Annotated in this window: 8 protein-coding genes; 4 read left to right on the top strand and 4 right to left on the bottom strand. The window is 48.3% G+C overall.

The features are described 5' to 3' along the window. Positions 1-338 precede the first annotated feature (338 nt). Complete coding sequence (locus tag DG046_RS04090) at positions 339-1,289, top strand: magnesium transporter CorA family protein (protein ID WP_148471842.1); 951 nt, start codon at positions 339-341, stop codon at positions 1,287-1,289. Positions 1,290-1,501: 212 nt separating this feature from the next. On the opposite strand, the gene DG046_RS04085 is transcribed toward DG046_RS04090, so the two are convergent. After that, positions 1,502-1,936, bottom strand: a complete 435-nt coding sequence (locus tag DG046_RS04085; RefSeq protein WP_159082053.1) for a universal stress protein — start codon at positions 1,934-1,936, stop codon at positions 1,502-1,504. Between the two features lie 234 nt (positions 1,937-2,170). After that, on the bottom strand, positions 2,171-2,611 hold the full coding sequence (locus DG046_RS04080; RefSeq protein WP_108831282.1) for a universal stress protein: 441 nt from the start codon (positions 2,609-2,611) through the stop codon (positions 2,171-2,173). A 143-nt stretch (positions 2,612-2,754) separates the two neighbouring features. Between DG046_RS04080 and DG046_RS04075 the strand changes: the two genes are divergently transcribed. Both DG046_RS04075 and DG046_RS04070 read left to right on the top strand, forming a co-directional pair. After that, the gene (locus tag DG046_RS04075; protein ID WP_108831281.1) at positions 2,755-3,609 is read left to right on the top strand and encodes a pirin family protein; all 855 of its coding nucleotides are present in this window, start codon (positions 2,755-2,757) and stop codon (positions 3,607-3,609) included. 130 nt (positions 3,610-3,739) lie between these two features. Further along, positions 3,740-4,687 (top strand): putative ABC transporter permease, encoded by a 948-nt coding sequence (locus tag DG046_RS04070; RefSeq protein WP_108831280.1) that lies wholly within the window; start codon positions 3,740-3,742, stop codon positions 4,685-4,687. Positions 4,688-4,747: 60 nt separating this feature from the next. Here DG046_RS04070 and DG046_RS04065 read toward each other — a convergent pair whose 3' ends face one another. Beyond that, on the bottom strand, positions 4,748-5,260 hold the full coding sequence (locus tag DG046_RS04065) for a macro domain-containing protein (protein WP_108831279.1): 513 nt from the start codon (positions 5,258-5,260) through the stop codon (positions 4,748-4,750). Between the two features lie 101 nt (positions 5,261-5,361). Then, positions 5,362-7,209, bottom strand: coding sequence for an LTA synthase family protein (locus DG046_RS04060; protein WP_159082052.1), 1,848 nt, complete (start codon positions 7,207-7,209; stop codon positions 5,362-5,364). Between the two features lie 394 nt (positions 7,210-7,603). On the opposite strand from DG046_RS04060, the gene DG046_RS04055 reads away from it, so the two are divergent. After that, positions 7,604-14,512 carry an InlB B-repeat-containing protein gene (locus DG046_RS04055; protein WP_108831277.1) on the top strand — a complete coding sequence of 2,303 codons (6,909 nt, stop codon included), beginning with the start codon at positions 7,604-7,606 and terminating at the stop codon, positions 14,510-14,512. Positions 14,513-15,191: the final 679 nt, after the last annotated feature.

Genomic DNA, 15,191 nt, shown 5'->3' with positions numbered 1-15,191 from the left:
TTTTTCACCAAAAAGAATTCTTCGCCCAATTTACTTTCTCACGTTAGCTGCACAGCCCAACAGGAATCGAAGCCCGTCAGGGCTTCGCACATATAGAAAGCGTTAGGGATAAAGGGTAGGGGTCCGGGGGAGGGATAAGGGCGAATCGCAACGCCCTTTTTCCCTCCCCCGGGAGTAATTGATGAAGCTGTGGTGTGAAAGAAATAGAAAAAGTCATTTTAATCCATTCCTTCGGCTATGGAAATAAAACCGCCAAGGGTGTAGAGTTTAATCAGTAGCTTATGGAAAAAATCGCACCGCTATAAATAGATTGACACTTGATGACCCGAGGAGATGCCATGAAATACTACGTCCACACCCACGATCAAATGTACCGCGTAACGACAGATGATTTCTCAAATAAAGACACGTGCCGGTGGGTCCACCTCATCGACCCGACGGAGGAAGAGATTCGGTCCCTGTCACAAAAATACAAGGTGCCGGAAAGCATCCTCTCCTCCGTCGCCGACCCGGGGGAGGTGGCCCGAAGCGACGGCAGATACAGCGCGACCTACGATTTATTCATTCTCCGCTACCCGGTAGAGGTGGCGGAAGGCCTTTACGAAACCCGCCCCTTGGCCATGATTAACACCGAGGCGTCGGTCATTACCGTAAAATACCGCGACGACGGGGCCTTCTCGGGCTTTTTGGAGAACAAAGGCCATCGCCTGATCGAAGACGAAAGCTTTCCCAAGGAAAAAATCCTCGTCGACTTGGCCTACCATATCTGCAAATCCTACATCGAGCTGACGAAAAACATTAACGCGCGCATCGAGGAGCTGGAACAGGACATGGCCCGCTCCACAAAGAGCGAGACCATCCGCCAATTGATCAGCCTATCGAGAAGCTTGATTCGCTTTTCCATGGCCACGGAAAACAATGAATACGTCTTGCACGATCTGTTTCACCTGGCCCCATTGAACAGCTCCCCCTCGAGAAATCAACTGCTCAACGACCTGAAAGTTGAAAGCACCCAAGCCCGGGTCATGGTAAAAGAAGCGTCGGTCACCGTGGAAAAGCTGTCCGATCTCTATTCCAGTCTCGTGGGAAACAATTTAAACGACGTCATGAAGACCCTCACCTCCATTACGATTCTCTTGACCGTACCGACCATCATCGGCGGCTATTGGGGCATGAACACCTCCCTGCCCTTTTCCGATGAGCCCTACGCTTTTTGGTGGCTCTTGGGCCTGACCCTTGCGGTCATCGTATTGATGTATTTCTACCTGAAAAAGAGAGATTACCTTTAATTTCGCCGCCCATTCTCGGATCATTTAAATAGTCCGATTCCCGTCGGAAGCCTTTGCTACGGCAAATCACCATAACACCGCCAAAAAATAATTTTCCGTGTTGTTTTCCAATTCATGTAGGAATGAATTTTTAAGCGAAGAAAGTTTCTTGAATTTCTAAAGAGAAAAATAAAAAGGCACCCTGCTCCTGCAAGGCACCGCATAGTTCAAAATTACTTATTTCCTTTATTGACGAGAACGGGGATCTTTGCCGTATTCAACACTTTGTTCGATACGGAGCCCAAGAGGGTTCTCGAGAAGCCGCCTAAGCCGCGACTGCCCATGACGATAAGATCCGCGCCCTTTTCCTCGGCACATTTGACGATTTCTTCCGATGCCCAGCCCGTGCGGACGACGGTTTCCACCTCGCCCTTAATGTCCACGGCCTCCATGGCCCTATCCAGAATTTGTTCGCCCCGCAGTGCCTGGGCCTTCCTGAAATCCGTGGTAAGAAAATCGCCGGGGTAATGCTCGATGACTTTGGAATCCGTTAAAACCGTGAGCACGATCAACTTCGATTCCAAGGTTTCTGCCAAAATTTCCGCCTCTTTCAGCGCCGCAAAAGAATCTTGAGATCCGTCGACAGGTACTAAAATAGTCTTAATCATATACATACGCCTCCTTTTCATTCAATATACCATAACTGCGCGTTATTTATATCGATTACACAATATATTTCAAATCATGATGAAATCGTGAAACAAGGCGAGAGAAAGCATAGAAAAAGACATTGAACCGGCGGAAAAACAAAAATTATCGCTGAAGCGAAACGGAACCGGCGGTCGAACCGAGGGTTTTCCGATGCAAAAAAAGCGCCCTGCCAAAGCCGGGCGCCGACTTATTTAAATTCTACAGTTGACTTTGTTGACCAAAACCGGGACCTTGGCCGCGTTGAGCACTTTGTCGGATACGGAGCCCAAAAGGGTTCTCGAGAAGCCGCCTAAGCCGCGACTGCCGATGACGATAAGGTCCACGTCTTTTTCTTCGGCGCATTTAAGAATTTCCTCCGATGCCCGGCCCACCCGAACGCAGGTTTCAACTTCGCCCTTGGTTTCGATGGTTTCCATGGCCTTGTTCAGGATTTTTTCGCCTCGTAGCGCTTGAGCCTTTTTGAAATCCGTGGAAAGGAAATTGCCCGGGTAATGCTCGATCACATTGGCATCGGTTAAGACCGTAAGAATAATCATCTTCGAATCAAAAGATTCGGCCAACAGTTCCGCTTCTTTCAGCGCACAGTAAGAGTCTTGAGATCCGTCGATGGGGACTAAAATTTTCTTATACATACATACGCCTCCTTTGTATTTAGTATACCATATTCACCAATCATTTAAACAAATTGCATTGAAATTCCCGCCAAATAAAAAAATAATTTCAGGGTATCAATAAAAAATAGGCAAAAAAGCAACAGAACGAGAAAGGAAACTGTATGATACGAAAAATTAAACGGGTGGTACGCGGTGAAGCGGGCGTCGACGGCGCCGGCGTGCACCTGACCCACGTCCTGAGCCGCCACACCATGCACGACACCGATCCCCTGCTCCTTTTAGACGCCTTCGACGCCACGGATCCCGCCGATTACGTGGCGGGCTTTCCCATGCACCCCCACCGGGGCATCGAGACCATCTCCTATGTGGTGGAAGGCACCATGGTCCACCGGGATTCCTTGGGGAACGAAGACGCCGTAAACGGCGGCGGCATTCAGTGGATGACCGCGGGAAGCGGCATTCTTCACGAAGAAAAACTCCCGCCGGTGGAGCGCCTCTTCGGCGTGCAGCTCTGGCTCAACATGAAAAAAGAAGATAAATTCGCCCCGCCCGCCTACGTGGCCGTTCCCTCGCAGTCCATACCGGAGATTCCCTTCGACGGCGGCCATGTGCGTATCCTGGCCGGGAGCTATAAAGGGCATGAGGGCCACCTTTCCCGCTACGTGCCCGTGGACTACTACGACGTGCACATCGAGCCCGGATGCGCATTTCAAACCGAAGTGAGCGAAAAGGTAAATGCCACCCTCTTCGCCCTCGTGGGCAGCCCCACCGTGGGAGGGGAGCGTGTGGAACATTTCCATGCGGCCATCCTCGAGGGCGGCGACGAAATTCGCATCGTCAACGACACGGACGAGGAAATATCCGTGCTGCTCTTTATGGCCGAGCCCATGGACGAGCCCATCGTCTGGTGGCCCGGGCCCATCGTCATGAATACGGAAGAAGAATTGAAAGAAGCCTACGACGAAATCAAAGCGGGCACATTTATAAAAGACAAAATCGCCATGAGCCGAGAATAAGAAACCAAGAGCCGCAGGGAAAGCTGCGGTTTTTTATTGCACAAAAATGACATCAAAAAGTCGAAAAGTGTATGGCGTTTTTTGATTCGGGCGGGTACCATAGAAGAGAAGAAAAGAAAGGGAGGATGCCATGGAATTCACAGGTGGCTACCAACTCTTGTGGTTATTTTTTATCTACTCCGTTGGCGGATGGGTAACGGAAGTCTTTTTAAAATTCTTGGAATACAAGCGCTTCATTAATCGAGGCTTTCTCATCGGGCCCTACTGCCCCATTTACGGCGCCGGCGCCGTCATCGTCACCGTGGGCGGAAAACTTCTTTCTCCCGTGGATCGCACATGGGCCATGAGCTTTCTCATCGCTTTCGTCCTCTGCGGAATCTTGGAATACCTCACGAGCTACATACTGGAAAAATACTTCCACGCTCGCTGGTGGGACTATACCGAGCGGCCCATGAACCTTCACGGCCGCGTGTGGATCGGAAACCTGATCCTCTTCGGCATCGGCGGCGTGTTTATACTGGAGGATTTTAATCCCCGCCTGCTGGCTCTGGCCGATCGCCTCGAGCCCCGCCTCTTCTCCGCCATTTTAATCGCCGTAAGCATCCTATTCGTCGCCGACGGCATCATGAGCTACTTCATCATGAATCTGTTGAAACAAGGCGTGGAAAAGAGCCGGGCCGACAAGAGCGAAGAGATCGCCACCGAAGTGCGCTACCTGTTGGAAAACCGCTCCGTCTTCCACAAGCGGATTTTGGACGCCTACCCCGAGCTCACTTTCCGCACGGAGAAGGTAAAGGCCCGCTTGGAGCGCATCCGTAAAGAAGGCGAAGCCATTCGCCTCCTCGCAGAAGAAAAAGTTGAGGCCGTGGAAGCCTACGCCAAGGAAACTGCCTCGAAAAATCTCACCCCCACTCGGATTCTGCAGCGGGAAATCATCGAAAAACAGGACGCCCTTATCGCCTCTCTAAAAGAAGGCACCGATGCCGGCGATCTCAGGGAACTGGAAGAAGCCATAAGAGAAAACAAAGAAATACTGGAAAACAGAGAACGCCGCTTGCGGCTCATCAAGGCGGAATAAACGAAAAGGCACAGACCGAAATGTCTGCGCCTTTTTTGGTGGAAGAAAGTAAAATACCGCCTACTTCATCACCTCCGCCAAGGCCGCGTCGTAAATGACCTTGGTTTTTTCGTCGAACAAGACCCACATCACATCCATATCGTGGTCTTCCACAAAAGCCAAAGCCCTTTCCACGGCGATTTTTGCCGCCTTCTCCGTGGGGTAGCCGAAGATTCCCGTGGAAATCGAAGGAAAGGCGACGGATTTCAGGCCGTGCTTTTCGGCGAGGGCCAAAGATTTGTCGTAGCAGGAGGCGAGAAGGGCCGGCTCATTTTTCTCGCCACCCTGCCACACCGGGCCCACTGTGTGAATAATGTAATCGGCGGGAAGATCGAAGCCCGGCGTGATCACCGCATCCCCGGTGGCGCAGTAGCCGATTTCGCCGCAGGCCTCATCAAGCTCCCCGCCCGCCGCGCGGAAAATGGCGCCGCACACGCCGCCGCCTCGGAGCAAGCGCTCGTTGGCCGCGTTTACAATGGCATCGGCCTTCGTCGTCGTAAGATCCCCTAACAGCATGGTAATCGTCCCTTGCATAATAAACTCCTTTCATCGGATGCGTCGGATACTTTCTTCACTTTAGCCTATCGAAGCGCCGCTGAAAATGCAAGACACAAAAAAAGGCCGCACGCGCGACCTTATTTCTGCACTTTGTCGTTGGCCCGATAGTATTCCATGGCGCGATACTGCCGCACCATTTCCAGGAGAGAATCGTTGCCCGCAAGCAATTGATACTCCCCGTCCTTGCGAATGTAGGGCGGATGGAGCACGGTGGTGTTTTTCAAATAACTCGATTGCACCGCCATCATGGGATCGTAGGGCCAGCCCATGGTTTCAAAGAGATACTTCATCAAAAGGAAGGGGCTCAGATCCGGCCCTTCCCCGTGAAAATCCACGCCCAACTTCGCCTTGGCCGCGTCGTTGGCCCAAATCACGTAGGGCGTGGTGTAGTAATTCAAAACTCCCTCCAAAGTGGATTGGTCGATGTTGATCCCCATGCTCTTGTAGCCGCTGTCTCCCTCGCCGAGCCAGGGCTTGTGGTCGCCGAAAAAGATCAGCACCACCGGCGCGGGATTCTCCCGAAGGCTTTCCACAAAGTCGCCCAAGGCGTCGTCGGTGGCGGCGATATTGGAGAGGTAATTGTTGAAGATGGCCCAGTCCCTCGGGTCTTGGTCCTCCAACTTGTCTACATACTTTTCATCCGCCATATTGTAATCGGCGTAAGGCCCGTGGCCCTGGTAGGTGAGGGCGTAGGAAAAATAGTAATTCCCCTCACTCGCCACGGCATTCAGGCGCTTTTCCACTTCCGGGAAAAAGTGATCGTCCCGGGTGTAGCCCCAATCCGTGTCCCCGGCGGCCTCCTCCACCGCCTGGAAGTAATTGTCGAAGGACAGATACTCGTCGAAGCCCAGGCGGGGATTTACATTCTTGCGATTGTAAAACCAGCCGTAGATCGGGTGCAGGGCCTCGGCGGTGTAGCCGTTTTGCGTAAAATAGCGCACGTGGGAATGGGTGTCCGTCATCATGGCGGCGCTTGACGCATAGCTCGTGCCCGAATAGCCCGTCAAAAAGCCCCGCTCCGTGTTCACCGTGCCGCCGCCGAAAATATCGGCGATCAAATGGCCGTGAATCCCCTCTTCCTGAATGGCGTGGAAGTTGTTATACACGTCCCGGTGAATGGGAATGCCGTCGAAATCCGTGAAATCGGCGAAAGATTCCAGCATCACGGAGACCACGTGCACCTTCTTGTCCTCGGGAATGGACGTGTCCTTAATGTCCTTCCACAACATGGCCGCGAGCTTCTTGTCGTAATCCTCCGGCGGCGTGCCCCTCATCATGCGGCCGCTCATAATAAACGGATAGGCCAGGCCCTTGGCCATGTAGGTTTCCGTGGCGTTGTAAATATTAATCGGCGCCTTTTTCCCCACCCGGGCGTAGACCTTCGGGGAAAAATAGGGGCCGCGAAAGCCTTGGAAGATAATAAGCATGGCCACGATCGAGCCGATCAACAGCCGCCGCCGGCCCTTGCCCACCCAAGGGGCGCGCTTGGACAGAAAGAGAAACACCGAAATGGCGATCATGGCGATGAGGCCAATCAAGGTCATGACATCGGATGCGAGCACCGACATGTGGTAATTTCCCTTCATGAGCATGGATTCGCGAAAGAGCAAAATCTCCGGCAAGACAAAAGGCTCGTCACGATACATGAGCTTAAACTGCTGCACCACCGAAAGCACAAAAAACAACAGCCCCGTCACGGAAAAGCCCACCCACAGCCGGCCGCTCAGTGCGTAGAGCAAGACAAAGAGAAGAAAGACAGGCAGAAAATTCATAAACAAAAGCAGCGGGCTTTTAAAATAGCTTGCAAAAAGCGCCGCCCTTAAAGGCCCGTCGCCGCAGGCGTAATACAAAGTAAATAAAGTGATCAGGGCGCTGAGAATCGCCATGATCCCATAGGGCCGCCAACGAGAATCGATCCGCTTCACGACGCCCTCCTTTCCGTACAAAAACATTACAAACAGTTTACCACAAAATTACGCCGATCTATCGAAAAAGGGGCTAAAAGAAAGGGGCCCCGGGCCACTAATTACTTCCTTTTTGAGAACAAAAAAGAAAGAGCGCTTCGGGCGCAAAAAGGCGCCGCGAAAACACCTGTAAATTACCTCGCGAAGAGGCCCGCCATGCGGAAAAATCGTCGGACGAGGCGCAATTTTTTGCGAAAAAAAAGAAATCCACGCCAAAAGCGCGGAAACGCATGAAAAAGCTTGTTTTAGAAAGAAAACAAGGATAATATAGTAATGATTAGAAACTTTTCGATACCGTTTTCAAAGCGGCGAGCAAACATAGAACGACGTCACTTAATAACAGTAAGGAGGGCTTATGAAACACCTTATGAAACAACTCTGCCTCTGGACATTGATCCTCGCCATGGTTCTGTCCGGACCCGCATCGGCCTTTGCTCAGGTGAATCACGCCGATCTCAGCAAAGACAAAGCCGAGATTATCAACAAAAAGTCGGTGACACCGGCGAAATTGGAAGAAGGCCAAACGGCGGAGAAGCTGATTACAAATCCTGCCCAGCCGAAAATCTACACCCTGCGCACCGACTACAAAGTGCAAAACGGGGACGTGTACAGAGTCAACTACCAACCCTACATCGCCAGCGTCGGGGCAGCAGCCACGCCCGATGAACAAAAAAAGGTCAAGAAAACAATCCAGCTGCCTGACCTCGCCGGCTACGAAAAGCCAGACGACGATTACAAAATCACCTACGACAAGGTGAAAGAAGCTGCCGACGGCAAAGGCAAGACAGGCAATGCCATTAACGGCGAAAGATTCCAAGCCAACGAAGACTTCCGTTACAAGGCCAAGGCCAATGAAATCACAATCAAGCACGTCTTCCAAGACCTATATGATTTTTCCAAGTACACCAATCCCGACGGAAGTGTTGGAGAAGAAGGACAACTTATTACCACTCAAAACGGGAACACCGGCTCCACCATGGAAGTGAGCCCCCTGGAAGAAAAGGATCCGAATCGAAAGGGCTTCGTTCCGGAAGCGCCCTACATCACCATGCAGGTGCCGGAAAATGCCGAAAACTTTGTCTTGGAATATCGCTACAACCGCGCCCATTACGATGTCAACTTCGACACCAAAGGTGGCACACCGGTTCCCGACCGCAATCTTTATTACGAACAAGTCATTCCTAAAATTGACGAAAATAGCATCCCCACAAAGGTAGGGAGCGACTTTTTAGGATGGAAGCCGTCCATCGACTTAACGACGAAAGACGGAAGAGAATTTAAAGCGGACGAAACCATTAAAGACAGAGCCGGCAAGCCCATCTTAAATCTCGATGCAGACCTAAAGATGCCGGCGAGCAAGATCACCTTTACTGCAGTTTGGAAAGACAAACCTAAGGCGGAATACGTCATCCAATTTTGGACCGAAAAACCGGATTACGACGATAAGGATAATACCCTGCCCTTGCGCGACCGCTACGACTTTATCGGCGCGAGAAGAATAGATAATGCCGACACCGGTTCTACTCCGGATCTTACAAACTTAGATATCCACGGCATCACCTTCCCTGATTTAAACGACGGACGCTTGGAAAAGGCCCAAGATAACAAAGACGAATTCGAAAGATATTACTTTTTAAATGAAGAATTGACTAAGAAGCAAAATGCTTCAAAAGAGGATCCTACAGTACAGAAATCCGTACTATCCACCGGAGAAACGGTCTACAATGTCTACTACGACCGCAGAGTCTATACCCTTTACTTTACAGCCCCTAATGAAGCGGGATGGGATCCATCGTCTAGCTATTGGCCTACTTTAACAAGAAATGGACAAGTCATAGGAAAAGAAGGCTCTCCTTATAAAGTAGAGGCACGCTTCAGCCAAAGTTTAGATAAAATATGGCCAAAGGATGAGGAGATCTCAGGTCTTCCGCCTGCTAGTAGTGAACCAGGTGTAGACATGGGTCCAATAGGATGGACAATTAATGTTAATGAACCGGGAGAACTGATTTTTCGTGACACTCCTCCTTATCGACTAAGTGCAGAAGATTTTATCGACAGTCAAGATGTATTGGGTACAGGAGATTATCAGGGACATGGTCACGGAGATCAAATACCTATAGGAGAAAATCAAACAAAAGCTAGGGGCAAATATGAGATTTCCCTTGCATCGTCATCCTGGGACCAATCCGTTGTCCACCACATTGATATTATAAAAGATGATTTCGAAGGAAATGAGCAAATAGATTATGACCTTTCCTATTGGAAGAGTGACACGAATGCAACTTATGCCTTCATTTTGCCTAATCTTCAAGGCTTTACCCTTAAAAAAGATACTAGGGATGCAGAATGGGTATTGGAGAAACCAACAACTCCTAAGTGTAGAACTATTAACGATGTAAATAGAGCGAGAAATGAGATGACGCCTTTTAGAAGCGATGCTGACAAGATAGAATACATCGCTAAATTTCCTTGGGGCACAAAATTATTTGATGGGAAAAATCGCTACAACTTTGCAAACTACACTCGTAACAAGTACAAGTTAAAACTAAATAACGACCCTAAGACAGTTAAAAACGACAGCGAATATGGTGAAGGCAATATTTTAGATGTGCCTTATGAATTCCCATTAAATGATTTAAAACTCGATACAAAACACGTACCTGAAAAACCCGATTGGGTACGTGATGATTGGAGCTTCTTAGGTTGGGCACTGGATCCCTCCGGCAACAACCTGATAAAAGACGGAAATGAAACCAAACTTCATTACGACCAAATTCTCTACGCCAAATGGGGCGAACCTGATTATAAGTGGAAGGTTATCTTTGATCCAAATGGAGGTAGTTTAAGGACAATCGATGAGAACAAATTAACTACAGAACACAAGACCGTAAAAGAAGGCGATATCGGTCAAGAAGTAGAAAAGACCTATCCGATAAAAGAAAAGAGTGACGGCAACAAGCAAATCTTTACCGTTCTCCAAAGACAAAAACTAAAAGATCCCGGATTTAAACCAATAAAGAAGGGCTACGACTTCTTGGGTTGGGAAATCATCCGCTACAAGAAGGATGACAAAGGCGACTACACCAATGAGGTCGATACGTCCTACCGCGACACCTACAAAGTGCCCGAGCTCTACTCCTTCGGCAACGACGTAGTAAGCCCCATCTACCTCAAGGCCATTTGGGTACCCAACCAACGGGTGGACGTAGCAGTAGAGCATTATTTCTTGGATAAAGACTATAACTTAGATACAAATATAAGTCCAAACCCGGATTCGGACACCCTTGAAGGCAAGCGTGCCGGCTATTTAGTAGCAACAACAGGGGATAGACAAGATGACAAATATACCCTTGTACCCTATGACGAGCTTGAAGCTCATAAGGAAACTTCAGATGCTTATAGCATCTACAAGGAATATAATGATCGTGTTGGATTAAACAACTCCTTCTTCCAAACCTTTAGAGTTGAACCGGCAGAAATTTCGGATCCTGAGGATTCTGAAAAAATGATTCCTAATCCGGACGTTAAAAACAATGTCTTTAAATTTTTCTACAGACCATACAGACAACGTGAATACAAGGTCAACTATATAGACGAAAACTTTAAAGGCAAAGAAAACGAAAAAGACGGAGCAATCATCGGCCAAGAACTTGTCACTAACGGCAACCGCCACTATGATGCAAGAAACTATAGACCGATCCCGGGCTGGGTTTTAACAAGTGCACCACAACAACAACTTTTCTTTGACCTAAACGAAGAAACAAATGAATTATTAGGCATCAATGGAACGAGCAAAGATGAAATTACCTTCTATTATAAGGACGTCCGCGTCATCGAAGTGCCCGGCAACCAAGATCCGCCGGAAGGCTACGTGCGCGTGACCTTTAAGGCCGACAAAGGCGGCTCCTTCGGAAAAGATGAAAACGGAAAAGATATCACCGAGCTCCACTACGACGTCATCAAGGGACTGAAGTCCGACCTCCTTCCCGTACCGAAACTCTTGGGTGAAGGCGAGACGGCGGATCAAAGCAAGTACTATATCACCCCGGACGACGGCAAGAAATTTACCAAGTGGGACAATAGTGCACTATTGAATGACAACACCATCATCGACGAAAACCATACATTCACCGCCTACTTCGAATGGTCGGGCTTATCGGCGAAGGGAATGGTACGTACCGAAGCCTTTAAAGACCCGAAGGGCACGTGGACCAACGACTTCGCTCCGACGATTGATCAATTAAAAGCACAATTAGTTTGGAGAGAAAAGGACGAAGTTCAACCGCTTCCGGAAGGAACGACGATCGAGTTCTTCGATGAAGATGGAAATAAACTCGCGAAAGATGAAGATGTCTTTAAGCTGGTCAACGAAAAGAAAGCCGCCGACAAAGACGAAGTCGTCCGCACCGTCAACATCACGGTGAAAGCCACCTTCCCGGATAAAAAAGATCCGCAAGAGCTGACTATACCGATTACGGTTTACAAAAACGTCTACGAAGCATTAAACAAAGAAGGCGACAAACCCCTTTTCTTAAAAGAAGCTGAAGGCAAGAAAGCTGAAGAAGGCGGCTTGCAAGACGTAACCGGCGACTACGTCAAGGTTACAATCAAGGCAAGCAAAGACTTCGATGCGAAAGACGACAAAATCTACTATGTAAACAAAAACGCATGGGTAGAAATCCCCGAAGTGAAAACAGAAGGATCGTCAACATTTGTCAACTGGACAGCGGATCAAGTTAAACAAAACGATGACGGCAAAGCAAATGGAATCTTTGATTTCGAAAAACGTCATATGTTCACAGAAGACACCGTTATTGAACCGGTAGGCGCCGCCGATGTCGTTGAACAGGAAAGGGGAAAAGACAAGCCCGACGTGCCGAGTACCTACGTCAAAGTCATCGTCAAGACCACCGACAAAGCCACCGACGATACAGCTTTCGAAAAAACCTTCTGGGTCAACCCGAAAGCGGACGTCACCATCGGCGTAACGAACCCGACGGGCAAAACCGTGGCGGCCGATCCGGCGAAGGTCGGTGCAGTCGGCTACACCATGAAATTCTCTAAATGGGAAACGGAAGACAAGGCAAGAACTTGGGAAGATAAGATTGTAGGAAAATTCGAAAACGAAACCACAATCATAGCCAAGTACTCCGTAACACCTGAAGTGATCAAGCCTCAAGTGCCCACCACCGACACCGTCCACACGCCTCAAGGCAAAATCCCGACGGTAGATCAAATTAAAGAGAAGATCACCCCGCCGGAAGGAAAAACGATCAGCAAGGTAACCATCGTCGAAAATCCCAATGTAACGGAACCCGGCGAAAGCAAAGTCAAAGTTATCGTGGAATACACCGACGGCTCCCATGTCGGCACCAACGACAAGCCCGTGGAAGTTCCCGTGGAAGTCCACAAAAACATCATTCCCGAAGCACCGGGTGGACAACGGCCGAAAGATGCCATGGACAACTACGTCAAAGTCATCTTCAAGGCAGGCACAGGCGGATCCCTTAGCGGCGATTTGGTTTACTACGTCAGCCCCGAAGTGGAAGTCGATATGACCGCCTCAGCAGACAAGATTACCAAGACTCCGAGCGTCGGCTACACGGCAAACGGCGGAACTTGGTCACCTGAAATCAAAGCCGAAAAGATCGAAAACGAAAAGACCTACGAATTCAACTTCGTCAAGACCAAAGACATCGTCGAAAAAACAGGCGACGACGTGAAAAAACCTGAGGGCTATGTCACTGTCAAATTTATCGCCGGAGAAAACGGCGAAGTCGTCGGCGGCAACAAAACTTATTACGTCAACCCCGAAGCAAACATCAAGCTTGTTGACAAAGATAAGGCAACACAAGGTGCGACGAACGAATTGATCGTTCCCGAAGCGAAGGCTAGTGACAATTACGGATTCACCGGCTGGGTTGAAGAAATCGACTACACCAATCCCATCAAGGGCGATCGTGAACACGTGGCCCACTTCGCTATCGGCCAATTCACATTGACCTATAAGGCCGGTGAAGGAGCGACAGGCGATGTACCCGAGCCGCAAACCGCAGCTTACGGCGGTACCGTTCAATTAGCGGGTCAAGGCAAATTGACGAAAGAAAATTCCAACTTTATCGGTTGGAAACTCGACGGCGAAGACAAGATCTATCAACCCGGCGATTCCGTAACACTTGAAAAAGCAAGAACAGCCACTGCTCAATGGGCTTTGGTAAAATACAAAGTCGACTTCGATACCAAGGACGGAAGCGATGTGCTCTTCCAAGAAGTGGAACACGGCGGCACACTGGCGCCTTTCGAGAAACCGACAAAAGACGGCTTCGTCTTCATGGGTTGGAAAGAAAAAGGCAAAGACGAATTCTTTAACCTCGACAGCGAAATTAAGGAAAACAAAACTCTCGTCGCCCAATGGGATAAAGCTGTTGAAAAAATCGGCGAAAACGACCCTGTCGATGAAAACCACTTCATCAAAGTCACCTTTAAACAAGGGAAACACGGTCAACTCGATGGAGGCGAAGTAAGCTACAAAGTGGCGAAAGATTACAGCTTCGACCAAGCTAAAGCAAATGGCCTAGTCGTGCCCGCCATCCAGCCTAACGAATACTATAAAACCCAAGATGCCAATTTCGGTTGGGATAAGGAATTGAAACTTGCAGGACAAGACATTACCTTTATCGCCCAATACGAACTGGTAGCCAACGTCATCCCCGTGGATCCCACAAAAGATGATGAAACATTGAAAAAAGAAAAGCCGGAAGAAATGGTATTAGTCGTCTTTAAAGTTCCTGAAGACAAGGCCTTTATGACGGGGAACACAAAGTTCTATGTGAAGAAGAGCGAGCCGGTAAACATCGAAGCGCCGGTTGTTCATCCGTTGACCTTAGAAAACGAATACAACGACTATGTATTCAAAGGCTGGAGCATGAATACAGAAGATGAAAATAATAAAGTAAGCTTTGTAAGCGATACAGAAATTATTGACTCAATACAAGAAAAGCCGGATATACAAATAAATAGACCGAAACCAAATTCAAGTAATATTATCATTAGTGTGTTGACAGAGGGAGCAGCCGGATATCTTGAAATTATCGGAGACGGCATTCGAAGCAATACAATAATTGAAGCTTCTAAAAGAGGTCGTCTAAACATCTTCTATATAAATAAAGAAATAGGTAGAGGATTAAAAAGAGATGATGTCATTAAGATTTATGCAGTTAAAAACGGCGTTAAGTCTGAAGAAAGGGAGTATAGAGTAAAATGACAAAAGACATGAGCAAGAGAATAACGTCTTTGTTCTTAGCTTTTGCAATGCTATTGCAAATTCTCATGCCACAAAATATATTTGCTGAGGGAGACAAAAGTCTTCCTCAGGACAAATATGTTAAAGTTGGCATGATAGATGGCAAAAGCTATGATGCAAAGATAATGAACGAATTAAATAGGATTGCGGCTAAAAACAGAAAGTCGAGTCCCGGTAAGCCGGGAGTTAGATTATTTAGCAAAGGACCATATTTTGGCGACAACAACGAACCAAAGAACGAGGATAAACCAAAATATTTTGGAAATGTAAGTGCAAAGTTGGACTTAAAAGGTCTTGATGGAAATGCCTTCCAGTGGAACGAAATATTTGGTGTAGATGAAAGCGGAAATCCAAAACCTGCCCAAATAATCTTTAGACAAATGGATGCGGAATCAAGTACAGATACCGGTTTGTATTATATGTTACAGATCACCAAAGAAGGTAAATATACTTGGTCTGATGGAGAAGGCAAACCGACAAAACTACCTCTATTTTCCAAGAGTTTGAAACCTTACAAATATGAAGTAAGGATTGATGAAAGAGTTTCTGATAAGGTTAAACTTTTGACTGAAGTAATTTTTGGGACCGAAGGATCTTCACCGACATTTTCACCTGAAAATGCAGACGGCGAGATAATTGC

Source organism: Aedoeadaptatus coli (genome assembly GCF_900343085.1).
Classification (GTDB): Bacteria; Bacillota; Clostridia; order Tissierellales; family Peptoniphilaceae; genus Aedoeadaptatus; species Aedoeadaptatus coli.
Note: the sequence above shows the minus strand (reverse complement) of the source record. Positions and strands in the feature narration are given on the sequence as shown.